The following is a 25,839-nucleotide window of genomic DNA, read 5'->3' as shown; positions in this document are numbered from 1 at the left end:
CTCATCCCAGGTCCGCTATCCTTGGCAGTCAGACCTCTGCGTACCTGTTTGCACCGACCGGCCCCAGGATAAAAACAATGAAAACCCTACCGCCCGTCCACCGCATCGCCTTGCTCTTCAACGGCAGCAAAATCTACGACCGCGGCATCATTGCCGGCATCGGTAATTACCTGAGCAGCACCCGCGCGTCCTGGGATCTGTTTCTGGAGGAGGACTTCCTGTGCCGCCTCAAGGGCATCGAGCGCTGGCAGGGCGATGGCATCATTGCGGATTTCGATGACCCGCTGATCGGCGAGGCGCTGGCCGGGAGCAGGTTGCCAGTCGTGGCGGTGGGCGGCTCCTACGAGGATGTGCACGCCTATCCCAAGGGCATTCCCTACGTGGCCACCGACAACCATGCGCTGATGAAGCTTGCCTACGAACACCTGATCGAAGCCGGGCTGGCCCGGTTTGCCTGTTTCAGCCTGCCCGAAGCCCAGGCCAATCGCTGGGCCCAGGAGCGTGAGAAGGCCTTTCGTGGGCTGATGCAGCGCGACGGTCTGGCGGTGCAGATCTATCGCGGCCTGGGCACCAGCGCGCCGCTATGGGACAGCGCGGTGGAGCAGCAAATCGCCTGGCTGCACAGCCTGCCCAAGCCCATCGGTATTATTGCCGTCACCGATGCCCGCGCCCGGCAGCTCTTGCAGGCCTGCCTCACGGCGGGCATTGCGGTGCCGGAGCAGGTCGCCCTGATCGGCATCGACAACGACCCGCTGACCCGCACGCTCACGCGGGTGCCGCTCAGCTCGGTGATCCAGGGCACCGAGACCATGGGCCGCACCGCTGCCGCGTTGCTGCACCAGATGCTGCACGGCAAACCCTGCACGGGCACCCAGGTGCTGGTGCCACCGGACGCGATCAACGTGCAGGCCTCCAGCCTGCATCAACCGCTGGGCAATCCGTATGTGATGCAAGCCCTGTTGTTTATTCGCCAGTACGCCTGCCAGGGCATCAAGACTGCGCAGGTAGCAGCCTATGTGGGTGTGTCGCGTTCGTCCCTGGAAGCGCACTTTCGCAAGGTACGCGGCTGCAGCGTGCATGACGAGATCCTGCGCTTCAAACTCGCCGCAGCAGCCAAGGGGTTGGGCAACCAGGCGCTGGCGATTGCCGATATCGCTTCACGTTGCGGCTTTACCTCGGCGCAGTATCTGCACACGGTGTTTCGGCGTGAGTATGGCTGTACACCGCGTCAGTTCCAGCAGGGCAGCGTGCCTGCGCACAAACAGGCCGAGGCTGCGGATTTCTCCGATGGTAATTGTTTGAAATCGAAGGTCGTTGTTACGTATTAGCCCGCTGGCGGCCGGAACGATCATCTTCGATTCGCCACGCAAAAGTACCCCCGTTGACGGGTTGACCTTTTATTTCAATTACCGAGACTTGAATGTCATGCTCATGAGTTCTGCGTACAACAATCGTCTGATGATGCCTCCCGTGGGCGGTGAAACTCCCGCGCCCATCAGCAAAATGCCTGAACCAGTCGATCATCAACCGGCGGCGAGTCATGGCGTTAATCCTCTTCGACCGTTCTCGGCACTCAGTGAGATCGGCCAACATTTAACGGCGCAGGAAAAAGATCCCGAGTTGGCTGCCTTGTTGAAGATGTACGACGCATTGGTCGGTGCATTGAATAAATGGATGGCCAAGGATAAAACGCTGCCCAGTCCACCGCCGCCCATGGACGTCGCGCCCGCTCCACGCACTGAACCGGTGTCCATCGACAATGTCTGGCGCAACAGGCTGGCACCGTTCATGGAACGATCAAATCTGGCGGCTACCCGTACCCATTTTGATAGCGAACTGACTGAGATGTTTGCAACTGAACATTATGAGCCGGTCACAGACTTCTTATCGGCGGTACCCAAAGGACAAAAGCCGGCTGACATCCTCAACGGGCTGCGTGCGTCATACGAACACTATCCTTACTTTGGCAGCGCTGGCAGGGAAGAACATGTAGGCGCCATCAAAGTTGCAATGATGAAGTTTGGACAGAGCCCGGCCAGTGTATGTGAGGACGTTGTAAATGCCGGGGACGGCTACAGCATTACAATGAGGGATGGCTTCAAACTCACTCTATCGAATGAAGAGTTGAACCTGGCGTTCAGGGCTGCAAAGTTCAGCGGCGGCGATGAAGGAATGGTCAAGGATGCCAGCTTCCTGTTTGCCGTGATGAACAAGCGCAAGAGCCTGGAGCTGGACCTTCACAAAGCGTCGGATCCGTTCATGAAGATGTATGGCACGGACAGCGACTATCACGCGCGCCGCACGTATCCGGGCGTGCTGGCAGTGGCGGGCGAGGGCATCGATGGGTACTCGGCCCTGTCCTTGCTGGGCCTGGAACAGCAGATCAGGGTTGTCGATGCGCACACGCTGGGGTCGCAAGTGGGTGTGCCGGTGATGTCAGGCGGCAGCCACAAGAACGGCGTCATCATTGATGGGGTGATGGAGGGGCAGTTATATAACAGGCCCGTCTCACCTTCCCTGAAAGTTGCCACGCTGGCTGATTGACTGCACCGGTCACACATTGGAGGTGAAAAATGCTGGGGCTGAATGTGTATTTTGGAAGGACCGATTATTCCGCAGCGCAGATGCCGAGTGAGCCCGCGTCAAGGCAGAATGCAGAGGGGTTGATCAGCGCGCTGGGCGTGTTGGGCGAACGGCTCAGGCAATTGTCCGAACGCAGGAGTGGGCGGTATGACACCCATGAAGTGAATCGCCGACGCATCACACAGGCTGAAAATCTGGATCCGGGGGTGGGTGGAGCTGGCCGGTTCATCCGCGGAACGGCGGCCAACATCGGCATAAAACCCGCTGACGTATTCACGGACTTTTACCAGAACGTTGAAGGGAATTGCGTCACCATTTCCGCAATCAAGGCCGCCATGATGAGGTTTGGTCATAATCCCCACGGTGTCTTCAAGCGCGTCCAGGCGACGGCCACGGGTGTTGAGGTTGTCATGCGCGATGCCTACAGACTGCGCATCAGTTACGCAGAGTTGGAGCAAGCCGGCAAAGCCTCGGACTTCAAGGCCGACAGGCCCAATGATGTGCTGGTCAATGCGCAGTTTCTGTATGCCGTCAGCGCCAAGCGTGCTCAGTTGGAAAACAATGATGGCGTCGGCCACCTGGGTTATGCCGCTGCCCTGAACAGCTTGAACGATGGCGAGTACCCAGGGCAGGCCCTGCGCCGCCTGGGCCTGAAGAACTACGTGACCCCGGCTACTCTTGAAGACTTCAGGCAGGGAGCGATCGGCACGGTCTCTGGCTTAGCGCATTCAATGGCAGTCATCGACGGCAAGCTGGATAACTACGGGAAGGCATCCGAGCTGCGCGAATCGGATTGGAGCAACCGTTCAATCATCGGGCTGAAACTGCTCTAGGGCGAAGCGGCCAGGCGCGGGGCTTCGGCCCACGCGCCACCCAGCGCCGTATACAGGTTCACCTCTGCCACCAACTGCGCCAGTCGATCCACAATCAGCGCCTGCTGCGCGCTGAACAGCGAGCGTTGTGCGTCCAGGAACGTCAGGTTGCTGTCCACTCCGCTGCGATAGCGGTGCTGGGCGAGGTCGTAATAGCGCTGGCTGGCGGCCACAAAATCCCGTTGCGCGTTGAGCTGGTCGACGAATGTCTGGCGCGCGGCGAGACCATCGGCCACTTCCTGAAAGGCGGTCTGGATCGATTTTTCGTACTGGGCCACCGTGATGTCTTTTTGCAGCCTGGCGTAATCGAGGCTGGCACGCAGGCTGCCAGCGTTGAAAATCGGCAGGTTGATCTGCGGTTGGAACGTCCAGGTGCCCGAGCCGCCCTTGAACAACCCCGACAGCTCGGTGCTGGCACTGCCGGCATTGGCCGTGAGGCTTACCGAGGGGAAAAACGCAGCGCGGGCGGCACCGATATTGGCGTTGGCGGCCTGCAACTGGTATTCGGCCTGGAGGATATCCGGGCGGCGCTGCAGCAGGTCCGAGGGCAGGCCGGCGGGCACCCGAGCTACCAGGTCGTCCGCCAGCGGGCGCGACGGCAGGTTTGGGTCCACCGGGCCGCCGACCAGCAAGGCGAGGCTGTTGAGGTCCTGGGCCACCTGGCGCTGGTAACGGGCCAGGCTGGCGCGGGTGCTTTCGACACTGGTGCGCGCTTGCACCACATCCACCGCCGAGGCCTTGCCCGCGCTTTTGCTGCGCTCGGTGAGGTGCAGGCTGCGTTCGTTGGCGGCCAGGGTTTGCCGGGCCAGGTCCAGCAGTTCCTGGTCGGCGCGCCACGTGAGGTACGCGTTGGCGACATTCGCCACCAGGCTCAACTGCGCGCTTCGCCTGGCTTCTGCGGTGCCCAGGTAGGTGAGCATCGCCTGTTCGCTGAGGCTGCGTACACGGCCGAACAGGTCCAGTTCATAGGCGCTGATGCCCAGGGTGGCCGAATAGCTGGAGGTGATCGCTGACTTGCCGGTGCCCGTCACATCCCCCGGCACGTTCTGGCGCTTGCCGGCACCGGTGGCGGACACCGCCGGAAACAGGTCGGCACGCTGGATGCGGTACTGCGCCTGGAACGCCGCGACGTTCAGCGCCGCCACCCGCAGGTCGCGGTTGTTGACCAGTGCATCACTCATCAGCTGTTGCAGCGCCGGGTCATGGAACAGGTGCTGCCAGTCCGAGGTGGTTTGCGTGCCCGCTTGCGCCTGGCGATACACCCCGTCCTGGGGGTAATGCTGCGGCACCGGTGCCTGGGGCCGGTGGTACTCGGGAATCAGCGAACAACCGCCGAGCAGGCAGGCCATGCCGACGGCGGTGAGGGTGGTTCTGGTCATCAAGCGCCCACCATCCATTTGGCCAGGCCATGGCGGCCACTTACGCCCAGTTTGGCGGCAGCGCGCTTGAGGTAGGTTTCAATCGAGCTGTTTTTCACGCTGAGTTTTTCCGCCATCTGCGGCACGGTGCCGCCAGTCAGCAGGCCCAGGCAGACTTCCTGCTCGCGTGCCGACAACGTGATATCGCTCAGCGACAGCCGCTTGTAGAACTCGCGCTGCAATTGCGATTGCTCCAGCGGGTTATGCACCGGTTCCCTGCCGCTCTGCGGCGCCTGGTGAAGCCATTGGGCATGACGCTCCAGCAGCGGCAGCAGGGTGTCCGACAGGCACTTGAGAAACGACAGCTCCGCCAGGGAGAACCCACGCTGGGCCGGCGGGCGGTAGAACGAAATCACCTGGCGCCGATTGCCCTGGCGTGCCACGAGGTTGCACTGGTGCGAGGTGCCGCGCGGGTGCGCGCTGTTGGGTTGGGCGCGCATTTGAATCAGCAGCGGGTCCTGCATGCGCAGCATCTCCCGCAGCAGCGGATGGTCCTTGAGCGGGTGCAGGGTCTGGGGCGCAGACAGCTCGCTTTTGAGCCCCGCACTGCCCAGCAGCTTGATATCGAGCACGCGGTCGTGCAGTTCGTCGAGGGTCCACTCGCTGAGGTCAACCATGTGGATCGGCACCCATTTGTCCACCAGGTGCAGCATGTGCGCGGCGAAATCTTCCTGGCCGCTGTTTGAAATCAGTTCGCCCATTTCGGCATAGAAATGCGGGCTGGTTGTGTTGCTCATGGTGCGCGTCAGACTCATAGCCATCTCATCCTTGATGTCGAAAACCGCCATCGGGCGCCCTGGGTCTGTGCGGGGCGCGCCGTGTTGCTTGAACGTGACTCGGCGTTCGAGATTTCATTTAGCCATATGGATTTGTCCTACGTATGTAGCGGAAACGTGGGACACAACCTGCCATAAAAGTACCGCCATTAAATCGACGGTTCTGTCAGGTATTTCCACAGACGAATAACCAGCTCGGAATTTTATAATTTTATAAATTATTGATTTATAAAGATAATTCAATTTTATAGCGAGGGTGTCTAATTGCCATCCTCGGCGTTATATAGCCAATGTCCTACACCGCTTTAATCGTTTCAGCGGTGAACCTTCAGCCGAGCCGGTTCCATTCATTTGAATGTCCGGGTTTGGGGTGTCAGGCAGCCCCGTACCCCCATGCTCAAATCCGGCAATTTCGCCGTGATGGACCTCCCTGGCGAGCCCCCATGAGAAGGATCTTATGCCGCACATTTCCAGCCCGTCGCCCAGCTTCCCGCTCACCGCCGCCCAGCAGGATATCTGGCTCGACCAACAGCGCGCGGGTGACTCGCCGCTCTACAACATCGGTGGTTTTCTCGACTTTGCCGGCCCTGTGGAGCCCGCGCTGATTCAGCAGTCCATCGAGCAACTGGTGGCCCTGCACGATGGGCTGCGCACCCAATTGTTCAGCGATGCTGACGGCTTGCCACGCCAGCACTTCGCAGCGGCATTGACGGTAGAGGTGGCGCGGTATGATTTCTCGTCCTTGCCCGAGCCGCAGGTTGCCGCGCAGGCCTTGATGCAGGCGCAGATGGCTCGGCCCTATGGGTTGCAGGGCGAGCCGTTGTTCCGCTTTTTTCTGGTCAAGCTCGACGCTGACCGCTATTGGCTCGGCACCCAGGCCCATCACCTGATCCTCGATGGCTGGGGCTTCGGCCAGATGCTGTACTCCCTGGCGCAGCTCTACACGGGCCTGGTGCAGGGCCGTCAGCCGCAGCCGCTGGCGCCGTCGTATATCGACTTCATCGACGCCGACCAGCACTACCGGCAGTCGTCGCGTTACGTCCGCGACCGCACTTATTGGCTGGACAAATACCAGACCTTGCCCGAGCCGCTGCTGACGCCACGGCACACCGCGCCAGCGCCGAGCAGCACCTTGGTGCAAGGGTTTCCCGTGGCGTTGCTGCACCGCATGGAAGACATGGCCAAGCGTTACCAGGCCTCGGCGTTCCATGTATTGCTGGCGGCGTTATATGTGTGTTTCACCCGCACCTATCAGCGCGAGGAATGGGTGGCAGGACTGCCGATGCTCAACCGCGCCAACGCGCGTTTTCGTGCGACGGTAGGGATGTTTGCCCAGGTCAGCGCGGTACGTTTTCAATTCAGCGAGCAGCTGTCTTTCGCCGAACTGGTGCGCGGCGTGCGCGACCAGCTCAAGCAGGACATGCGCCACCAGCGCTTCCCCTTGAGCGACATGAACCGTGAGCTGGGGCTGCGCCGTAGCGACCGCGGCCAGCTGTTCGAGGTGTCGGTGTCCTACGAGCAGGACGATCATGACCTGCGCTATGGCGAGGTCCAGGCCCGGGCCATCAAGGTTTCCAACCACCATGAAGCGCTGCCGCTTGCCATGCACCTGCGCAGCAATCGCGTGCAGGACACCGCATGCCTGCATTGCGTGTACAACGAGGCGTATTTCAGTCACGACGAGGTCCAGGCACTGACTGAACGCGTCATCGGGTTGCTGGAGCAGGGCCTGGAGGACACGGCGCTCACCCTCGCCGAATTGTCCCTGATTACCCCGGCTGAGCAGGCGCAACTGCAACAGTTCAACGCCACCGCCCAGCCCGATACTCAGCCGAGCACCCTGCACGCGCGCATCGAAGCCCAGGCTGCGCGCACGCCGCAGGCCTCGGCGGCGGTGTATCAGGGCCGGCAACTGAGCTATGCCCAGCTCAATCAACAGGCCAATGCCCTGGCCCATCAGCTTATCGAACAGGGCGTACAGCCGGACGATCGCGTGGTGATCCTGGCCCGGCGCGGGCTGGACACCCTGGTGGGGCTGCTGGCGATTCTCAAGTCCGGCGCCTGCTATGTGCCGCTGGACCCGGCCCATCCCGCCGAACGCCTCAACTACCTGCTGCACGACAGCGCCCCGGTCGCCGTGCTGACCCAGCATGACTTGCGCCAGCGCCTGCCTGCGCTGGACGTACCGGTGATCGCGCTGGACCGTCCCGCGTTGCACCTGGGCACCAACCCTGACGTGGCGGTGCAGCCCACGCACCTTGCCTACGTGATCTATACCTCCGGTTCCACCGGCCTGCCCAAAGGCGTGATGGTCGAGCACCACAGTGTGTCGAACCTGGTGGACTGGCACTGCCGGGCCTTCAACCTGCGCGCGGGCAGCCACACCGCCAGCGTCGCCGGGTTCGGCTTCGATGCGATGGCCTGGGAGGTGTGGCCGGCCCTGTGCGTGGGCGCCACGCTGCACCTGCCGCCGGCCCATGACGGTGCCGAAGACATCGACGCGCTGCTCGACTGGTGGCGCGCCCAGCCGCTGGACGTGTGCTTCCTGCCCACGCCGGTGGCCGAGTACGCTTTCAGCCAGCGCCTGGAACACCCGACCCTGCACACCTTGCTCATCGGTGGCGACCGCCTGCGTGCGTTCAACCGTGCACAAACCTTCGATGTGATCAACAACTACGGGCCCACCGAAGCCACGGTGGTCGCCACGTCCGGAAGGGTTGAAGTGGGAAGCCTGCTGCCTATCGGCGCGCCTGTCGCCAATGCCCAGGTCTACGTATTGGATGCCCGGCAACGCCTGCTGCCGATTGGCGTTGCGGGTGAGTTGTATGTCGGCGGCAAGGGCGTGGCGCGCGGTTACCTCAACCGCCCGGACCTCAGCGCCGAACGTTTTCTGGATGACCCGTTCAGCGCCGGCCGTCTGTACCGCACCGGCGACCTGGCGCGCTGGCTGCCCGATGGCAACCTTGAATACCTGGGGCGCAATGACGACCAGGTGAAAATTCGCGGCGTGCGCATCGAACTCGGGGAAATCGAAACCGCCCTGGCCGGCCATCCCGCCGTCAAGGAGGCCGTGGTGCAGTTCCGCGAGGGACAACTGCTGGCCTGGTTCATCGAGCATCACCCTATCGATATCGACACCCTGCGCGCCCACCTGCAAACGTCGCTGCCCGACTACATGCTGCCCGCCGCCTACGTGAAGCTGACCAGTCTGCCCCTTACCGCCAACGGCAAACTCGACCGCAAGGCGTTGCCGGCACCGACCCAGGATGCCTTTGTCAGCCGCCGTTACGAAACCCCGCACGACGGTGCGGAAACCATCCTGGCGCAGATCTGGGCCGAGCTGCTGCAGGTGCGGCAAGTGGGCCGGCATGATCATTTCTTCGAACTGGGCGGGCACTCACTGCTGGCGGTGCAACTGGTGCAGCGCATGCGTCAGGCCGGGCTGCATGCCGACGTGCAGGTGCTGTTCGGCCAGCCCACCCTGGCGGCGCTGGCAGCCGTCAGCCAGCGCCGCGAGGTGGCGGTGCCGGCCAACCGAATTGCGCCAGGTTGCACCCACATCACCCCGGACCTGCTGGCCCTTGCCGAACTCGACCAGCCCAGCATCGACCGCATCGTCGCGGGCATTCCCGGCGGCGCAGCGAATGTGCAGGACATCTACCCGCTGGCGCCGTTGCAGGAGGGCTTGCTCTACCACCACCTCACCGATGAGCGCGATCCGTACCAGCAGCACGCGATGTTCAGCTTTGCCCGGCGCGAACAGCTCGATGCCTTTGCCCAGGCCCTGCAACAGGTGATCGACCGGCATGACATCCTGCGCACCAGCCTGGCCTGGGATGCGCTGGAGCAACCGATGCAGGTGGTGTGGCGCAAGGCGCAGTTGCGCGTCGCACCGCTGGGCGACAGTGATGAGCCGCTGGACCTGCGCCAGGCGCCGCTGATGGCCATGGACTACGCCGAACAGCCGCAGCAGCAACGCTGGATTGCGCGATTGCGCTTTCATCACCTGGTCAACGACGCCACCTCGACCACCGTGCTGGTGGACGAGATTCGCGCGCACCTGCTCGGCCAGCAGGCGCAACTGCCGGCGCCGGTGCCGTATCGCAATGTGGTCGCGCAGAGCCGCTTGCCGGCGCGCCAGGCCGCGCACGAGGCGTTTTTCCGTGAGCGTCTGGCGGATGTCGACGAGCCGACACTGGCGTTCGGCTTGCAGGAGCGCCAGGCCAATCGCGCCGACAGTGAAGAGGCCGAACAGGCCCTCGACGAGCACCTCAATCAATGCGTGCGCGAACAGGCCCGCGCCCTGGGCGTGAGTGCCGCGAGTCTGTTTCACCTGGCCTGGGCGCAGGTGCTCAGCCGTGTGTCGGGCCGCGATGACGTGGTGTTCGGCACCGTATTGCTGGGTCGCCTGCAGGCGGGCGAGGGCGCCGACCGCGCACTGGGCATGTTCATCAATACACTGCCGCTGCGGGTGCAACTGGCCGGGCAAACTGTGCTGGATGCGCTGAGTGATACCCACGCCCAACTGAGTGCCTTGCTCGTTCACGAGCAGGCGTCGCTGGCGCTGGCCCAGCGTTGCAGCAGCGCCTCGCCGTTGTTCAACAGCCTGCTCAATTACCGGCATACCTCGGCCGACCCCGAGTTGAAGCTGGTGCCCGGGATTGCCCTGCTCAGCAGTGAGGACATCCTCAGCTACCCGCTGATGCTCACGGTGGACGACACCGCCGAGGGGTTTCGCCTCAAGGCCAAGGCGCCGCGCAAGGTCGGCGCCGCGCGGCTGCTGGCCTACCTCGACACGGCCGTGCGCGGCCTGGTGCAGGCACTGGAACAGGCGCCGACATCGCCGCTGCGCGACGTGCCGGTACTGCCCGCCGACGAGTTGCACACCTTGCTGGTGGACTTCAACGCCACCGACACCGTCTACCCCGACACCCTCAGCGTGCAGGCACTGTTCGAGGCGCATGCGCGACATACCCCTCACGCCATCGCGGTGCAGGCCGGCGAACACCAGCTGAGTTACCAACAGCTCAACGAGCGCGCCAACCAGTTGGCCTACCACCTGCGTGAGCGCGGGGTACAGCCCGATTCGCGGGTGGCGCTGTGCGTCGAGCGCGGGCTGGATCTGGTCGTGGGCCTGCTGGCGATTCTCAAGGCCGGCGGCGCTTACGTGCCGCTGGACCCGGGCTACCCGCGCGAGCGCCTGGCCTACATGCTGCACGACAGCCAGCCGGTGGCGCTGCTGGTGCATGCCGCAACGCGCGACCTGCCGGGCGACGTGTCGATCCCGCTGATCGACTTCGACTGCTGCGCCTGGCGACACGCGCCGATCGGCAATCCGTTGGTGCCGGGCCTGAGCGCCGCCAACCTGGCCTACGTGATGTACACCTCCGGCTCCACCGGCACGCCCAAAGGCGTGATGATCGAGCATCGCGGGCTGAGCAACCTGATGCACTGGGGCTCCACACTGTGCCCGAACGCTGAAGGCGGCGCGCTGCTGCAACGCGCGCCGTTCAGCTTCGACGGCTCGGTGTGGGAGCTGTTCTGGCCGCTGACCAATGGCATGCGCCTGGTGCTGGCGCGACCTGACGGGCATCGGGAACCAGCGTACCTGGCGCAAGTGATTCGCGAGCAGCGCATCAGCGTGATCAAATTCGTGCCGGCGATGTTGCAGCAGTTTCTGGAACTGGACGAGTCAGCGCTGTGCACCAGCCTCACCGACGTGCTGTGCGGCGGCGGTGAACTCACCGAAGCCCTGGCCCGTGGCGTGCAAACGCGCTTGCCGCAGGTGCGCCTGCACAATGTCTACGGTCCCACCGAAGCCACCGTCGACAGCAGCGCCTGGACCCTTGAACCCGGCGCACCGGTGCCGGCACTGCAACTGCCGATCGGCCGCGCGATCAACAACACCCGCCTGTATGTGCTCGACGACCACGACGCGCCGGTGCCACTGGGCGTCAGCGGCCAGTTGCATATCGGCGGGGTAGGCGTGGCACGCGGATACCTGGGCCTGGCGCAGATGACCGCCGAGCGCTTTATCGACAGCCCGTTCGTGGCCGGCGACCGCCTGTATCGCAGCGGCGATCTGGTGCGTTACCTGCCGGACGGCAACCTGGAGTTTCTGGGGCGCAATGACTTCCAGGTCAAGCTACGCGGCGTGCGCCTGGAGTTGGGCGAGATCGAATCACGCCTGCTGGCGCACCCGGCGTTGCGTGAAGTGGCGGTGCTGATCCGCGAAGAGCGGCTGGTGGCGTATTTCACCGTGCGCGAACAGGCACCGAGCCTGGAAGCGCTGCGCATCCATGTGCTGGAGCAACTGCCCGAGTACATGGTGCCGGCGGCCTTCGTGCAGCTCGATGCGCTGCCGCTGAACCCGGCCGGCAAACTCGACCGCAAGGCCCTGCCGGAACCGGGCCTGGAAGCGGTGATCAGCCGCGCCTACGAAGCACCGCAAGGCGAGGTGGAAACCACCATGGCCGGAATCTGGGCCGACGTGCTGAAGCTGGAACGGGTGGGGCGTCATGACCACTTTTTCGAGCTGGGCGGGCATTCCCTGCTGGCGGTCAACCTGGTGGCACGCTTGCGCAAGGCCGGGCTGGAAGTGGATGCGCGCACCCTGTTCAGCCAGCCGACACTGGCACAACTGGCAGCGCGCACCCAGGCGCGGGTGCAGCGAGTGGAAGTGGCGCAAACCACCATTCCGCAACTCAATCGTCGTCGCAGGATTTGAGGGCCAGAATTACGCTGAACCTGATCTTGAAATACGCTCACTGTGGGAGGGGGCTTGCTCCCGATGGCAGTGGGTCAGCCAATGATTGGCTGACTGATTCACCGCCATCGGGAGCAAGCCCCCTCCCACATTTTTTTCGCGCGTTCAGGCAGTGGTTTTTGGGTTGTTCATGCAGTGGATAGAGCGATCCACCGTGGTCCTGGCAATCTCCAGCAAATGCCACACCGCCAGAATCTTCGCCCGTTCGGGGCTCTCCAGGTGCTCACTGCAATCGAGTGCCGTCACCGAGGCGCTGTCCAGCAAGCTGGCGGTGAAGAGCAGGGCATCTTCGAAGCTCAGGTCTTCATTGACGCAATGGAAGTCTTTTGTGGGTGAGTGACGGTCAATGGCGCGGTGGAAGGCGCTGCGATCGTGGGGTGGATCGGGTAAGGCTTTGTTCATGGTGTAACTCCACATGGTTTGGAGCCGACACTCTTCGCGACTAAACGATGGGCGGTGGCTGTACGCAGGTTAGTCGACCGGCCACATGGCAAACCGGCGCACCCGAAGGTGCCCATACGCACAGCCACCATAAAACATCACGGGGGACCATGCGCCATATGAGATCCGGGCGACTAAACCCGATCACTGAATTGGCAGTGACGGGCCACAGACTAGCCACCGACTCCAACAGGCGCAAGGCGGCAGAGATTGTCTAGGAAACGTCCTGCAATTAAAAGGGACGCGCCTTGCTGGCCCTTAACAAACCATGACCAAATCCCATTAACCAACGCCCCTATAGATTGCGGTCAATGTGGGAGATTCGGTTAGCGCTGTCGCGCAGCAAACCGGAACCTCTCTGACGAGCGGGCTTTTGTGGCGAGCGGGCTTGCCCCGCGCTGGGGTGCGAAGCGCCCCCAATTCGACAGAACGCGGTTTACCTGACGCTGCGCAGAGCATTACCGGTCGGCTCTCAGGCCGCCGCGCTCTTGATTTTGATCTGAGGCGCCCTTTGGGGCTTCTCCAAAGTGACCCGCCGTAAGGGCGGAACCCTAATTCGCCGTCACCGCAGAAACGGATAGGTACACCGAAAAATCACCTTCGCGAGCGAGTCGAATCGTCTCCAGTTTGCTGCGCGACAGCGCTAAGTCGAAGATTTGGCGGAGCCTTCCACACTGGGTATTCAGTGTCTGTAAGCACCGGGTCGCTTCATTTACTCACTGGAAGAAACCCCACACTCCCACCTTCGCGCTTGTGAAACAACCGCTCCCCATTATCCGGCTGGGTAACGATCACGTGGTGATCTACTCCCAGAAACGCCAGCGGCGTCGGGTCGTCTTTGGAGAACTGCGCGATGATGATGGTGTGCTGTGGATCAAATTCCTGGCCGCTGGTTTTCTCCAGCCAGGCCATGAACGCGGCGCTGTCGCCCTGGCGCGGGAAGTTTTGGGTTTCGCTGACGTAGTAGAACGGCTTGCCGCCATTGTTCAGGTACATCGGCAGCTTGTTGTCGACTTCCACCAGCACCATCTGCCACTGATCCCACGGTGCTGTTTTCACCGCCTGTGCTTTCACATCCTCGACAAACTGCGTCACGCCGCCATTGCCGTTGGTCCAGGGATACACGCCGCCGATCACCAGCAGCATCAAGCCCGCAGCGCAGCCAAAGCCCTTTTGCCAGCGCGGCCAACCGGCGGGTTTTTTCTCCAGGCGTTCAGTCAACCACCACGCTGCCAGCAGTTGCGCAAAAGGTACCAGGGGCAGTACGTAGTAGCTGCGTCGGCTACCGCTGGCGGTAAAGAACACGAACAACAGGCCCAGGCCCCACACCAGCCAGCGCACATTGGGCGGCGTTTCGCGCCAGTGGCGCAGCGCCAGCCACAGGCCGAGCATCCAGCAGGGTGCCCAGGGCAGGGTGTACGCCGGTAGGTAGATCAGGTAGGTGTAGATCGGCCCCATATGGTCGAAGGGGTCGAAGAAGCGCACTACGTTTTCCTTGAACACCAGCTCCAGGCCGCTTTCGCCATAGGTGGGGGCGCCATAGAGATGGGACAGTACGAAGGGAATCGCGTAGAACGCGCCGGCGATAATCACGGCCAGCAGCAGGCGCAGGTTGAAGTGGCGTTTGTAGCGCTGTTCGCTGAGCAGGTGCGGTAACAGCACCAGGCCCGGCAGTACGAAGCCGATCAACCCCTTGAACAATGAGGTCGCCGCCAGCAGCAGGAAAAATACTGTGTAGCGCCCCAGCCGGGTGTCGTCCGGCCCGCGCCAGTACCACCACACGGCGGCCAGCACGCCGCACACGGTGAGCACATCCGCCGTGGCCACCCGCGCCCAGAACAGAAAATAGAACGTGGTGGCCAGCATCCAGCCGGCAATCAGCCCGGTGCCCTTGCGAAACAGGCGCTCGCCGATCAGGTACACCAGCCAGATGCTCAGCCACGCGGCGATCACCGACGACAGGCGCAGCGACCACGGGCCCAGGCCGCCCATCAGGTTGGCAAAGCCGGTGATCAGCCAGTAGGAGGGCAGGGGTTTGTCATAGTAGGGTGCGCCCTTGAGATAAGGGTCGAAGTAGTCGCCGCTTTGCAGCATCTGCAGGGCGATATTCGCCCAGCGTGTTTCCGGTCCCCACAGGTCGCGGCTGCCCAGGCCCAGCAGCAGGAGCAGGGCTGATACGCCCAGCAGCAACAGCAGTGCGCCGCGTTCGGTCTTGCAGAAACTCATGGGTATTCCTAAGGGGATTGCGGGTAGAGGGTAATGACCAGGTCGCCCTTGCGGTAGCGCTTGCCACCGGGTGGCAGTTGCCCCTCTTCACGGTGTTCGCTGGTGCTTCTGACGCGCAGCAGCACGCCGACCGAGCCGTGCTTGCGCGCCTCGGCGAGCCAGGCCTGGACAGTGTCCAGGTTGACCTTGCGGTGCGCTGCATCCGCATACGTCAGGCCGTAGCGCAGTTCGCCTTCGGTGTTGTAAAGCGTGACGTCCGCGCGGTTCAGTCGCCAGGCCAGCGCGGAGGCCGATTCCAGTTGATTGCTCAACAGCGCCTGGGTCTGCTGCAGTTCGTCCAGGTGTTCGAGCACGAACTGGTCGGGCATTTCGCTGTTGGCGATCTGCGCCGGCATGCCCACCGGCAGCAACACCACCAGCAGGCCGATGCCCAGCGCCGGTGTCGCCCACAGCGTCAGCGGGCGGAAGGCCTGCAGCAGGTTGGCAAGGATCCAGCCCAGCAGCACGATAAATGCCAGCGACAGGCTGAACATCTCGGCATGGCTGTTGCCGTACAGCGGGCGGTCGATTTGCAGGTAGATCAAGGCCACCATCGCGAGCAGGCCGACGACCAGATTGATCACGCCGTTGAGGCGGATGGCGCGTGGCTTGTGCTGGTGAACCAGGTCGATCAGCGCATGCCCCATCAACAGGGCCAGCGGCAACAGGCACGGCATGATGTAGGTTGGCAGCTTGCCCCGGCTCAGGCTGAAAAACGCCAGCGGCAGCCACAGCCAGAGGGAAAGGAACACGATGGCCGGCTGGCGTTTTTCCCGCCAGCTTTTGAGCAGTGTGCTGGGCAGCAACCCGGCCCAGGGCAGGCACGCCACCACCATGATCGGCAGGAAGAACCACCACGCCCGCGCATGCTGTGCATCATCGGCGGCAAATCGGCGGATGTGTTCGTGCCAGAAAAAGAAGCGCCAGTAATCCGGTTCCTGCACATGAATCGCCCAGGCCCAGGGCAGGCACAGCAGCAAGGCAACGCCCACGGCCAGTGGGCCATAGCGCAGCAATTCACTCAGCCTGCGTTGCCACAACAAGTAGGGCACCGCGATCAGCACCGGCAGCAGCCAGGCCAGGAACCCTTTGGTCATGAAGCCCATGGCGCAAGCCACCCCGAGCAGCGCCCAGGCGCCGAGTCGGGCCCGTGGCGTGCGGCTGTCGAGGGCGAACCACAGCGCCACCAGACTGAGATTGACCCAGAGCGTGAATTGCGGATCGAGGTTGGAGTACCCGGCTTGCCCGGCCACCAGGCCGAAGCTCAGGTAGAGCAGGGCGCAGGCGTAGCTTTTGCGCGGATCGTTCCACAGGCGGCGGGCGATCAGGTAGGCCAGCAATACACTCAGGGCGGTGGTGAGTGCCGAGGCAATCCGCACGCCGAACAGGTTCTGGCCGAACACCGCCTGACCGAGGGCGATCAACCAGTAGCCGCCGGCAGGTTTTTCGAAGTAGCGCAAACCCATGAAATGCGGGGATACCCAGTTGCCGCTGGTGAGCATTTCCTGGCTGATCTGGGCGTAGCGGGTTTCGTCGGGCACCCACAGGCCATGCAGGCCAAGGGGCAGCAGGTAAAATGCGGCGATTGCCAGCAACAGTAAGGGCAGAGGTTTTAGTCGGGTCATGAGCGCGCGGCGCCTTGACACTTAATGACGGAGTGGGGGGCTATATAAGTAATAAGAGCAAGACTCAAAATGTTCACTAACTGGGTCGAGTTATGTGGAGCGCCGTTAATTAACGGGCGCGGCTCAACATGCCAGAACAGGCCTGTCATTTTGCTGAATAGGTAATGCTGGATATGTAAAAAAGTGTGTTCAGAGGTTTTTCAAAACAGCCGTCCATGCCGGACCATTGACCAGTCCCAGGGTGTCGAACCTGCCGTCGGCCCTTGCCCGTATGAACAGCGCACTGCCGTATTGGGGAAACGCCGCGTGGGGGTAGCCCAGGGCTTTTTCGAAGTCGGCGATGCAGCCACTGTGAGTGACGAAGATCAGGTTGCGCCCGGGGTGTTTGTGCTGCAGCAGCTGTTCGCCGATCGCCTCGCCGCAGATGGCCTGCGGATCGGCCGTCAATTGGACGTTGCCGAACATTGCATGGGCCGTCTGGGCCGTGCGAGTGGCGGGGCTGGCGAGCACGTCGGTGCGCGTCATGCCCAATACGTTGAAGGCTTTGCCCAGCGCCTCGGCATGTTGGTGGCCGACGACGGTGAGGCCGTCGGACGGGCCGAGGCAGGGGTTTTTCGAGCGATCACAGCGCTCTTCATGGCGCACCAGCACGATCAGTTCGCCTTCCCGCCAGGCAGGCAGCAGGTGCGCAGTCAGCAGGCGCTTGCCCACACCCAGGTCGCGGGGTGTTGCAGGCCACAACAGCCAGCCCGCAAGCATCAGGCTTACGACGGCAAGGCTCATCCGCCACGTTCGCCAGCGCTTGATAAAGCGTCGGCGCGTGCGCGGTTTGGTCAGCGTGAGGTCAACCACATCATTCACCATGGCCGTATTTATTAATATTCAAGTAGGCGCAATGCATTAACGGAGGCCCGCAGTGGGATAAAGAGGCTGTCACAGGGTGGCTGTCTTTTGGCTGAACATCCTGCGGTTAAAAGTTGTCGCACTGAATAACTAACAAGTTGCCGATTCATCAGTAATGCGCCGGCAATTTAAAGTGACAGGGGTGGGCAGGTGGTGAAATCCATGTGAAAAATTTGCGTACTTGGCGCCATCAGCCGTTATTCTCGTTTTCAGTTTTCCAAGTGAGCGTGTTTATGTTGCAGGTGCACGGCGTGCGCAAGAGCTACACCACCCCCCAGGGGCCGCTGGCGGTGCTGGCCGGCGTCGACCTGCAGCTGGGCGAGCGCAGCAGCCTGGCGCTGATGGGGGAGTCGGGCAGCGGCAAGAGCACGCTGCTGCATCTGGTGGCCGGGCTCGACCGTGTGGACGCCGGCAGTATCCAGGTGGGCGAGCAGCGCCTGGACCAACTGGGCGAGGCGCAACTGGCGCAGTGGCGGCGCAGCGAAATCGGCCTGGTGTTCCAGCAGTTCAACCTGATCGGCAGTTTGCGCGTCGACGATAACCTGGCCTTCCAGGCGCGCCTGGCCGGGCGTTTTGATCCGCAGTGGCAGGCGCAGTTGGTCGAGCGCCTGGGCCTGGGCGACTTGCTCAAGCGCTATCCCGAGCAACTCTCCGGCGGTCAGCAGCAGCGGGTGGCGGTGGGCCGTGCGCTGGCGTCACGGCCGGGCCTGCTGCTGGCGGATGAACCCACCGGCAATCTCGATGAAGCCACCAGCGATGACGTGCTGCAACTGCTGCTGGACCTGCTGCGCGACAGCCCCACCAGCCTGTTGATGGTCACCCACAGCCCGCGCATCGCGGCGCGTCTCGACCGCCAGGTGGTGCTGCATCGCGGGCTGGTCGTGCCCGCCGTTGCCTCTTGAGATGAGGGTATTTTATTGGGCGTTGCGCGCGCTGCTCAGCCACTGGCGGCGTCACCCCGTGCAGTTTTTCAGTGTGCTCACCGGCTTGTGGCTCGCCACGGCGTTGCTCACCGGTGTGCAAGCCCTCAACAGTCAAGCGCGGGATAGCTACGCACGCGCCGGCCAGTTGATCGGCGGTGAGCCGCAAGCCAGCCTGAGTGCGCCGGATGCGGCCGCTTTCCCCGAGGCGCTGTTTGCCCAGTTGCGTCGCGCCGGCTGGCCGGTGTCGCCGGTGGTGCAGGGGCGCGTGTTGCTCAAGGGGCATGAAGACCAGCGCCTGCAGTTGATGGGCATCGAACCGCTGTCCCTGCCCGGCAGTGGCGCGGTGGCAGGGCAGCGCTTGAGCCAGGCGCAGATGCTCGCGTTTTTTGCCGCGCCGGGGCGCACCTGGATTTCGCCGCAGACCCTGCACGCGCTGGGCCTGCGCGAGGGCGAGCAAGCGCATACCACCAGCGGGCAAGCCCTGCCGCCTTTGCAGGCCCAGCCGGACATGGCCCCCGGGCTGCTGCTGATGGACATTGGCTTTGCCCAACCCTTGCTGGGCATGCCCGGGCAATTGTCGCGCCTGCTGCTGGACAAAACCTTCGCCGCCACCCATCCCACGCCGCCGGCCGGCTTGCAGCTCAAGCAGGGCGAAGACAACAACCTCGCGCGCCTCACCGAAAGCTTTCACCTGAACCTGGATGCCCTGGGTTTTCTGTCCTTTGTGGTCGGGTTGTTTATCGTCCACGCCGCCATCGGCCTGGCCCTGGAGCAACGACGCAGCCTGCTGCGCACCTTGCGCGCGTGCGGGGTCAGCGCGCGCCTGCTGATCCTCAGCCTGGGCGTGGAGCTGGGCGTGCTGGCGTTGCTCGGCGGCGTGCTGGGCGTGGCCAGCGGGTACTTGCTGGCCAGCCTGTTGCTGCCGGATGTGGCTGCCAGCATACGCGGCCTGTACGGCGCCGAGGTGCCGGGCCAATTGAGCCTCAGCCCGGGCTGGTGGGTAGCCGGGCTCGGCTTGAGCCTGCTCGGCGCGCTGCTCGCCGGCGCCGGCAGCCTGTGGCGCGCGGCACGCTTGCCGCTGCTGGCGCTGGCCAATGCCCAGGCCTGGCATGAGGCCCATGGCCGCTGGTTGCGGCGCCAGGGTTGGGTGGCGGGAGCGGCGCTGCTGATTGCGCTGCTGGCGCTGTGGCTGGGCAACAGCCTGGCCGCCGGGTTTGTGCTGATGGCCGCACTGTTGCTGGGCGCGGCGCTGGGCTTGCCGGTGTTGCTCAATGCGCTGCTCAAAGGCGTGCTGGGGCGCAGCCGTTCGGTGTTGGGGCAGTGGTTTCTCGCCGATTGCCGTCAGCAACTGCCGGCCCTGAGCCTGGCGCTGATGGCGCTGCTGTTGGCGCTGGCGGCCAATATCGGCGCGGGCTCCATGACCTCGGGCTTTCGCCACACCTTCGATAACTGGCTGGAACAGCGCCTTACCGCCGAGCTCTACCTCAACCCGCAAAACCCGGCGCAGGCCGAGCAGATGCACACCTGGCTGGCCCGCCAACCGCAGGTGCAGGCGGTGCTGCCCGCCTGGCAGGTCAGCGTGCAATTACAGGGTTGGCCGGCGGACGTGTTCGGCGTGGTCGACGACCCCACCTACCGCCAGCACTGGCCGTTGCTGGAAGCCGTCGGCCAACCCTGGGACCGCCTGCATCAAGGCGATACGGTGATGCTCAGTGAACAATTGGCGCGGCGCTTGAAAGTGCGATTGGGCGATACGCTCAGCGTGCCCACCGCGCAGGGCAACTGGTCGCCTTCGGTGGTCGGGATTTACGCTGACTACGGCAACCCCAAGGGCCACCTGCTGGTCGATTCACAGCACCTGTTGGCGCACTGGCCGGGGCTGTCACCGGTGCGCTTCAACCTGCGGGTGTTGCCGCAACAGGTACCGTCGCTGATCCAGGCCGTGCAGCGCACCTTTGCCCTGGAGGACAGCCGCATTGTCGATCAACAGCAGCTCAAAGGCTGGTCGAGCCAGGTGTTCGAACGCACGTTTGCCGCCACGGCCGCGCTCAACAGCCTCACCCTCGGCGTCGCCGGCGTGGCGCTGTTCATCAGCCTGTTGACCCAGAGCCAAAGCCGCCTCGGCCAACTCGCGCCGTTGTGGGCGCTGGGGGTGACGCGCCGACAACTGATGCTGCTCAACCTGGGCCAGACCTGGCTGCTGGCGGTGCTGACCCTGGTGCTGGCCTTGCCCCTGGGCCTGCTGCTGGCGTGGTGCCTGGACGCGGTGATCAACGTGCAGGCCTTTGGCTGGCGCCTGCCGTTGCAGGTATTTCCGTGGCAGCTGGCGCAACTGCTGGGCCTGGCGATGCTCGCCACGCTGCTGGCCTCCGCCTGGCCGCTGTGGCAGTTGTACCGCAGCCGCCCGGCGGATCTGCTGAGGACCTTCGCCCATGAAAATTAAAGCCTGGTTGTGGTGTGCGTTGCTGCTGTTGAGTGCGTGCGACAAAGCCCCCGCCCCCGAAGAAAGCTTTGCCGGCCTTGGCAGCGATGCCGCGGATTTTGCCCAGGTGGTGCCAGGCAAGGTGTTTACGTTTCCCGCAGACCACGGTGCGCATCCAGGCTTTCGCATTGAATGGTGGTACGTCACCGCCAACTTGAAGGACGCCCAGGGCAATGTGTTTGGCGTGCAGTGGACGCTGTTTCGCAACGCCTTGCAGGCGGGCCCCGCGCAGGCCGGTTGGCGCGATTCCACCGTCTGGCTGGGCCACGCGGCCGTCACTTCTGCCACCCGCCACTACGCTGCCGAGCGCTACGCCCGTGGCGGTGTCGGCCAGGCCGGCGCCCAGGCGGAGCCGTTTGCTGCCTGGATCGACGAGTGGAATTTTGCCAGCCGTCCCGGCGCGGCCAGCCCCTTGGCAGACATGCAACTCAAGGCCGGCGGCGCGCAGTTTGCCTACGATTTGCGCTTGACCTCCAGCCGCCCACTGGTGCTGCAAGGTGACCGTGGCTACAGCCGTAAATCGGATCAGGGCCAGGCGTCGTATTACTACAGTCAGCCGTTTTTTACGGCCAGCGGCAGTGTCAGCCTGGATGGCAAGGTGTATCAGGTGACCGGGCCGGCCTGGCTGGATCGGGAGTGGAGCAGCCAACCCCTGGCCGCCAGCCAGACGGGCTGGGACTGGTTTTCGCTGCACCTGGACAGGGGCGAGCAGTTGATGCTGTTTCGTGTGCGGCAGAAGGACGGTTCGGGCTACCTGACGGTTACCTGGATTGATCCGCAAGGGGGGACGCAGACCTTGCACAACGCCGATATCCAGCTCACGCCATTGGCCACCACCGAGATTGACGGGCGCCGTATTCCCACGCGCTGGTCGCTGAAGATTCCCGGCAAGGGCTTGGATATCACGACTCAAGCCGTCAACCCCAAGGCCTGGATGGATTTGAATATTCCGTACTGGGAAGGGCCGGTGGAGTTTGAGGGTGGGGTGGGGTATCTGGAGATGACCGGGTATTAGACGCTCGGTGTGTACTCAACCCTCCCACATTGGAACTGTGTACATTCCTTGCCCTGGATTCACCGCCCCAGTGGCGAGCGGGCTTGCCCCGCGCCGGGCTGCGCTGCAGCCCTGAGATTGAGCATTCTCACGCGGGAGCATGGGACGATCTCCATCTTCAAGTACTTCGTCCACCGACGTCTCTTTTTGATCAGAACTGAATGTCTGAAAAACTATAAGGCTCAAGCTCGGCGAGCTGAGAGAGAAAGATCAGGTGCTCAACAGTCTTCACCTTTTCAAGATGATCAAGCGTATCCGGGCCACCGAGCATAATCGCTGGAACGAAGCCATACATCTCGTCGTGGCGAAGAGTGCCGAGCTTTTTCCTGGCGGGTTTGAATAAGTCATCGAAGTCGTTAGAGTCTAACTCTATGGATAATAGGAAGTCTTGAGTCTTGCGATCCATTTGCTCCGGTGTGGGTTTAAAGTCGTCGAAGACGCTTCGAGAAATAAAGCTAATTATCTTTAGTGAGTAGCCCGTTTTTTCGCCCCATAGATACAGATCGCCAAATGCGCCACGTGCGATCAGGTGGTAAGTGTCGCGCTTTTCGAATTCCGTCCCCTCAATCCATGCAGCCACTACCCCCTCATATTCCTGCGGATTTACCAGCCAGAAAATCCCGTCACCGTATCCGCACCAGCCGTGCTCAGCCCAATACTCCAGCAGTTGATTGGGTAGCTTACCCCTGTAGCGTTCCACACTTGACGCAGGCACTTCCTGTCGATCAATAGGGGGACCAAACGTCTCTAAAAAGCTAGCAAATACTTTGTCCACGATGCCTCCTTGATCAGCACTTATGTAATTTTACGTTGAGAAAAGTTGAGGCGCGCTGGGATTTTGGCACCTTCTCAGCAGCCTCTTTCAGGTTTTTAATTTTTGGCCGCCACTGCGGCCCAATGGTGGAATTAACTTGCCGATCACCAAAATCGGCGATGATATCTTTGCCGCCAGCCTTCAGGTCTGGATTGTGAAGTCCAGCAAGACTTGCCATCGTCTCCTTGGCTTTCTTGGCAGCTGCTGCCGTTGAATCCACTGAATCCATATCAGGAAAATCATTCTGAAATCTCTTCCGTAATCTATCTTCCAACTCTCTTCTGGATCGCTTGGCCGCTACCGGATCCCGCTTCACCGGACTCGCAATATTCTCCAAATACTCCTCAATCGTCAGCCGATTCAACCCACCTTCCTGCCCCTTCAACTGCCGCTTGAATTCTCCCACCTTGTAAACCGGCAGCTTGTCCGCCTTGAAACACTCAACATTATGCAGCGCCATCCTGCCGGGCCTGGTCACGGTCGGCTGTCTGGATTTTGCAGGAGTGGCTACCGGAGCAGGCTGCTGAGGCACATACGACCCAGTGTGCGATCTTGCCGTTTGCAGTTCCGGACGATTTTTCAGGGCTTCTTCATGTTTCAGTACCCAGGCGCCCAGTCGCTTGCCTTTGGCGCTGGCTTGCATTTGTTGGGCGAGGGCGTGCGCGTCGCCGCGACCGCGCGTGAGGTAGCTGACAATGGCGCCCAGCAGCAGGATGACGGCTTCTACATGGCCCTTCGCGATTTCCTGGGAGGCGCAATAAATGGCGAAAGAATCGTCATGGCTATAGGCCGTCAGCCCCTCTTCACCACGCGGTGCGCCCCAGGCGGTGCGAATGCCCCTGAGGTAATACTCGGCAATTGCAGGCAATCCCTCGGCAAAGAACTCCGTCAGTGCGGCCAACCCAAGCACACTCAGGATCCCGCCGGCGACTTGCAAGCCCAGGGCAGCACCGGTGGCGCCCAGCGGAATGGCGCCGGCACCAGCGCCCAGCACGCCCACGCCGGCACCGATCACAGCACCGGTTAAAACGCTCCCGGCCACAATCATCGCCATTTGAGCGACGGCGTCGATCAAATCGTTAAGGACGCTGGATATGTCCAGGTCAGCGAAGCGTCGTCTCAAAAGATCGGCGGCTTCCCACTCGGCATGGATGAAAGCCGTTCTGATGCATTTAAGCCGACGCAGGTTAAACGCGAGAGAGGGAACAGACTCGTTATACGCGGTACGAAAGCTGGCGCCTGACTGATAACCCATTGCATGGGTCAAGCGTGACTCTATGTCGAACCAGGAAGGCACTGGCAATGCAAGCATTCACTGTCTCCAGCGTCCGCCCTGCCTGATCTTGATTAAGTTGGAAGAACCCAACTAACTCACGATAAGGATTGGCAGGTGTGCGGCTTAACGTTATTCGGTCGAGCAACTTACTGAGCCGAAGAAACTGCCGCCATAGGTAAACGCCGCAAAACAGTTAATTAGAACGTTCCTATAGTTCGCCATGAAATAAGTGTAAGAACGGTACTACGCCGACGCACAATTCTAGAGGTGGCTTATATAAGCGGACAAAGATAAAGCGTCACTTCATTCGCACACTTTCAAAGCCCTGACACCGGGCAGTCATGCAATCCGTACCGGTCTCCCGACTGCCGGTAATTGTCAGAAATTTCCCGCAGGAGTACAAATGTACTCCATGACGACTCTAACCCCACGCCGTACCGCCATCCTGACCTTTATCCGCGATCGCATCGCGCAGCAAGGGCAGCCTCCCAGCCTCGCCGAGATCGCCGAGGCGTTCGGCTTTGCCTCGCGCAGCGTGGCACGCAAGCATGTGCTGGCGCTGACTGAAGCCGGTTTTATCGAGGTCAACCCCAACCAGGCCCGTGGCATTCGCCTGCTCAATCAGCCGGCGCGGCCCGACTGGCTGGATGTTCCGGTGCTCGGTCGCGTGGCCGCCGGGCTGCCCATCGGTGCCGATGCCGAGGTGCACAGCCGCCTGCAACTGGACCCGACCACGTTCGCCAAAACTCCGGATTACCTGCTGCGGGTGCAGGGCGATTCGATGATCGAAGACGGCATTCTCGACGGTGACCTGGTGGGCGTGCGCCGCAGTGCCGAGGCCGTAAACGGGCAGATCGTGGTGGCGCGCCTGGATGGCGAAGTCACCATCAAGCGGTTCGAGCGCCATGGCGACAGCGTGCGCCTGTTGCCGCGCAACCCTGCGTATCAGCCCATCGTGGTGGGGCCTGACCAGGACCTGGCCATCGAAGGGGTGTTCTGCGGCCTGGTGAGGCAGGGTTGATGGGCGCCGTCATTGCGCTGGACACGCTGTTCAATGGCGGCCGCGTGTGGAAAGGCCGGCCCGCCGCGCCACCGGCCAGCGTGCACCCCACGGGGCTGGCGGCGCTGGATGCGGTGCTGCCCAGCGGTGGCTGGCCGGAGTCAGCCCTCAGCGAAATCCTGATGGCCACGGAGGGCGTAGGCGAATTGCAACTGGTGCTGCCGACCCTGGCGCGCCTGTCGGCGGCGGGGGAGCGCATCGTGCTGGTGGCGCCGCCTTACACGCCGTACGCCCATGCCTGGCACAACGCCGGGGTAGACCTGCGCCAGCTCGCCGTCATCCAGGCCGAGGAACGCGACGCGCTGTGGGCGGCGGAACAGTGCCTGCGTTCCGGCAGTTGCGGCGCGGTGCTGTGCTGGCCGCGCAAGGCCGATGACCGCGCCTTGCGCCGCCTGCAGGTGGCGGCGGAAACCGGGCAGACCCTGGCGTTTGCCTGGCGCGCATTGGGCGAGGCGGTCAATGCGTCGCCGGCGGCTCTGCGTCTGGCGGTCGAGGCGCGGCCTGCGCAGGTGCGCGTGCTCAAGTGCCGGGGCGGGCTGGCCCATCCGGCGCCGATTGCGCTGGCCGGGCACTGAGGTTGC

17 protein-coding genes are annotated in these 25,839 nt (G+C 62.8%); 9 read left to right on the top strand and 8 right to left on the bottom strand.

Annotated elements, in window-relative coordinates; all coding sequences use genetic code 11:
- Positions 1-77 precede the first annotated feature (77 nt).
- Genes JOE32_RS07295 through JOE32_RS07285 form a run of 3 tightly spaced genes read left to right on the top strand, consistent with a single transcriptional unit; the run spans position 78 to position 3,416 of the window.
- A complete protein-coding gene (locus JOE32_RS07295) occupies positions 78-1,328 on the top strand; it encodes a XylR family transcriptional regulator (RefSeq protein ID WP_231422942.1) in 1,251 nt (416 codons plus the stop codon).
- Positions 1,315-2,544 (top strand): type III secretion protein, encoded by a 1,230-nt coding sequence (locus JOE32_RS07290; protein ID WP_245228993.1) that lies wholly within the window; start codon positions 1,315-1,317, stop codon positions 2,542-2,544. Before JOE32_RS07295 ends, JOE32_RS07290 begins: the two co-directional genes overlap by 14 nt.
- Positions 2,545-2,573: 29 nt before the next feature.
- Entirely contained in the window at positions 2,574-3,416 is an 843-nt protein-coding gene (locus JOE32_RS07285; protein WP_245228992.1) for a hypothetical protein, read from the top strand.
- On the opposite strand, the gene adeC is transcribed toward JOE32_RS07285, so the two are convergent.
- The gene (adeC, locus tag JOE32_RS07280) at positions 3,413-4,834 is read right to left on the bottom strand and encodes an AdeC/AdeK/OprM family multidrug efflux complex outer membrane factor (protein ID WP_209982755.1); all 1,422 of its coding nucleotides are present in this window, start codon (positions 4,832-4,834) and stop codon (positions 3,413-3,415) included. The two genes, JOE32_RS07285 and adeC, sit on opposite strands and share 4 nt — an antisense overlap.
- Positions 4,834-5,628, bottom strand: a complete 795-nt coding sequence (locus JOE32_RS07275; protein WP_209982753.1) for a helix-turn-helix transcriptional regulator — start codon at positions 5,626-5,628, stop codon at positions 4,834-4,836. The genes adeC and JOE32_RS07275 overlap by 1 nt, the downstream gene beginning before the upstream one ends.
- Positions 5,629-6,106: 478 nt before the next feature.
- Here JOE32_RS07275 and JOE32_RS07270 point away from each other — a divergent pair, with 478 nt between their 5' ends.
- On the top strand, positions 6,107-12,376 hold the full coding sequence (locus JOE32_RS07270) for a non-ribosomal peptide synthetase (protein WP_209982752.1): 6,270 nt from the start codon (positions 6,107-6,109) through the stop codon (positions 12,374-12,376).
- A 144-nt stretch (positions 12,377-12,520) separates the two neighbouring features.
- Here the strand turns inward: JOE32_RS07270 and JOE32_RS07265 are convergent, their stop codons facing one another.
- The 4 genes from JOE32_RS07265 to JOE32_RS07250 all read right to left on the bottom strand — a co-directional run bounded on the left by JOE32_RS07265 (position 12,521) and on the right by JOE32_RS07250 (position 17,610).
- A complete protein-coding gene (locus JOE32_RS07265) occupies positions 12,521-12,817 on the bottom strand; it encodes a hypothetical protein (RefSeq protein WP_209982750.1) in 297 nt (98 codons plus the stop codon).
- 747 nt (positions 12,818-13,564) lie between these two features.
- On the bottom strand, positions 13,565-15,082 hold the full coding sequence (locus JOE32_RS07260; RefSeq protein ID WP_209982748.1) for a glycosyltransferase family 39 protein: 1,518 nt from the start codon (positions 15,080-15,082) through the stop codon (positions 13,565-13,567).
- Between the two features lie 8 nt (positions 15,083-15,090).
- Entirely contained in the window at positions 15,091-16,746 is a 1,656-nt protein-coding gene (gene arnT, locus JOE32_RS07255; protein ID WP_209982746.1) for a lipid IV(A) 4-amino-4-deoxy-L-arabinosyltransferase, read from the bottom strand.
- A 189-nt stretch (positions 16,747-16,935) separates the two neighbouring features.
- Positions 16,936-17,610 (bottom strand): histidine phosphatase family protein, encoded by a 675-nt coding sequence (locus JOE32_RS07250; RefSeq protein WP_209982743.1) that lies wholly within the window; start codon positions 17,608-17,610, stop codon positions 16,936-16,938.
- Between the two features lie 272 nt (positions 17,611-17,882).
- Here JOE32_RS07250 and JOE32_RS07245 point away from each other — a divergent pair, with 272 nt between their 5' ends.
- Genes JOE32_RS07245 through JOE32_RS07235 form a run of 3 tightly spaced genes read left to right on the top strand, consistent with a single transcriptional unit; the run spans position 17,883 to position 22,069 of the window.
- Positions 17,883-18,551, top strand: coding sequence for an ABC transporter ATP-binding protein (locus JOE32_RS07245; RefSeq protein ID WP_209982741.1), 669 nt, complete (start codon positions 17,883-17,885; stop codon positions 18,549-18,551).
- A gap of 1 nt (position 18,552) precedes the next feature.
- On the top strand, positions 18,553-21,015 hold the full coding sequence (locus JOE32_RS07240; protein ID WP_209982739.1) for an FtsX-like permease family protein: 2,463 nt from the start codon (positions 18,553-18,555) through the stop codon (positions 21,013-21,015).
- Complete coding sequence (locus JOE32_RS07235; RefSeq protein WP_209982737.1) at positions 21,005-22,069, top strand: lipocalin-like domain-containing protein; 1,065 nt, start codon at positions 21,005-21,007, stop codon at positions 22,067-22,069. The genes JOE32_RS07240 and JOE32_RS07235 overlap by 11 nt, the downstream gene beginning before the upstream one ends.
- A 190-nt stretch (positions 22,070-22,259) precedes the next feature.
- On the opposite strand, the gene JOE32_RS07230 is transcribed toward JOE32_RS07235, so the two are convergent.
- Together JOE32_RS07230 and JOE32_RS07225 are read right to left on the bottom strand one after the other, a co-directional pair.
- Entirely contained in the window at positions 22,260-22,883 is a 624-nt protein-coding gene (locus JOE32_RS07230; RefSeq protein WP_209982735.1) for a GAD-like domain-containing protein, read from the bottom strand.
- Positions 22,884-22,896: 13 nt separating this feature from the next.
- Positions 22,897-24,234, bottom strand: coding sequence for a DUF6861 domain-containing protein (locus JOE32_RS07225; RefSeq protein WP_209982733.1), 1,338 nt, complete (start codon positions 24,232-24,234; stop codon positions 22,897-22,899).
- Positions 24,235-24,601: 367 nt separating this feature from the next.
- On the opposite strand from JOE32_RS07225, the gene lexA reads away from it, so the two are divergent.
- Both lexA and imuA read left to right on the top strand, forming a co-directional pair.
- On the top strand, positions 24,602-25,219 hold the full coding sequence (gene lexA / locus JOE32_RS07220; RefSeq protein ID WP_057007451.1) for a transcriptional repressor LexA: 618 nt from the start codon (positions 24,602-24,604) through the stop codon (positions 25,217-25,219).
- Positions 25,219-25,833 carry a translesion DNA synthesis-associated protein ImuA gene (gene imuA, locus JOE32_RS07215; RefSeq protein WP_209982732.1) on the top strand — a complete coding sequence of 205 codons (615 nt, stop codon included), beginning with the start codon at positions 25,219-25,221 and terminating at the stop codon, positions 25,831-25,833. The genes lexA and imuA overlap by 1 nt, the downstream gene beginning before the upstream one ends.
- Positions 25,834-25,839: the final 6 nt, after the last annotated feature.

The sequence above is a fragment of the Pseudomonas sp. PvP025 genome, from assembly GCF_017832155.1.
Classification (GTDB): Bacteria; Pseudomonadota; Gammaproteobacteria; order Pseudomonadales; family Pseudomonadaceae; genus Aquipseudomonas.
This window is presented reverse-complemented; position numbering and strand designations above follow the sequence as displayed.

Coding starts and splice junctions, on each gene's coding strand:
- JOE32_RS07295 (WP_231422942.1), top strand. CDS start 78: ATGAAAACCCTACCGCCCGTCCACCGCATCGCCTTGCTCTTCAACGGC.
- JOE32_RS07285 (WP_245228992.1), top strand. CDS start 2,574: ATGCTGGGGCTGAATGTGTATTTTGGAAGGACCGATTATTCCGCAGCG.
- adeC (WP_209982755.1), bottom strand. CDS start 4,834: ATGACCAGAACCACCCTCACCGCCGTCGGCATGGCCTGCCTGCTCGGC.
- JOE32_RS07275 (WP_209982753.1), bottom strand. CDS start 5,628: ATGAGTCTGACGCGCACCATGAGCAACACAACCAGCCCGCATTTCTAT.
- JOE32_RS07270 (WP_209982752.1), top strand. CDS start 6,107: ATGCCGCACATTTCCAGCCCGTCGCCCAGCTTCCCGCTCACCGCCGCC.
- JOE32_RS07265 (WP_209982750.1), bottom strand. CDS start 12,817: ATGAACAAAGCCTTACCCGATCCACCCCACGATCGCAGCGCCTTCCAC.
- JOE32_RS07260 (WP_209982748.1), bottom strand. CDS start 15,082: ATGAGTTTCTGCAAGACCGAACGCGGCGCACTGCTGTTGCTGCTGGGC.
- arnT (WP_209982746.1), bottom strand. CDS start 16,746: ATGACCCGACTAAAACCTCTGCCCTTACTGTTGCTGGCAATCGCCGCA.
- JOE32_RS07250 (WP_209982743.1), bottom strand. CDS start 17,610: ATGGTGAATGATGTGGTTGACCTCACGCTGACCAAACCGCGCACGCGC.
- JOE32_RS07245 (WP_209982741.1), top strand. CDS start 17,883: ATGTTGCAGGTGCACGGCGTGCGCAAGAGCTACACCACCCCCCAGGGG.
- JOE32_RS07240 (WP_209982739.1), top strand. CDS start 18,553: ATGAGGGTATTTTATTGGGCGTTGCGCGCGCTGCTCAGCCACTGGCGG.
- JOE32_RS07235 (WP_209982737.1), top strand. CDS start 21,005: ATGAAAATTAAAGCCTGGTTGTGGTGTGCGTTGCTGCTGTTGAGTGCG.
- JOE32_RS07225 (WP_209982733.1), bottom strand. CDS start 24,234: ATGCTTGCATTGCCAGTGCCTTCCTGGTTCGACATAGAGTCACGCTTG.
- lexA (WP_057007451.1), top strand. CDS start 24,602: ATGTACTCCATGACGACTCTAACCCCACGCCGTACCGCCATCCTGACC.
- imuA (WP_209982732.1), top strand. CDS start 25,219: ATGGGCGCCGTCATTGCGCTGGACACGCTGTTCAATGGCGGCCGCGTG.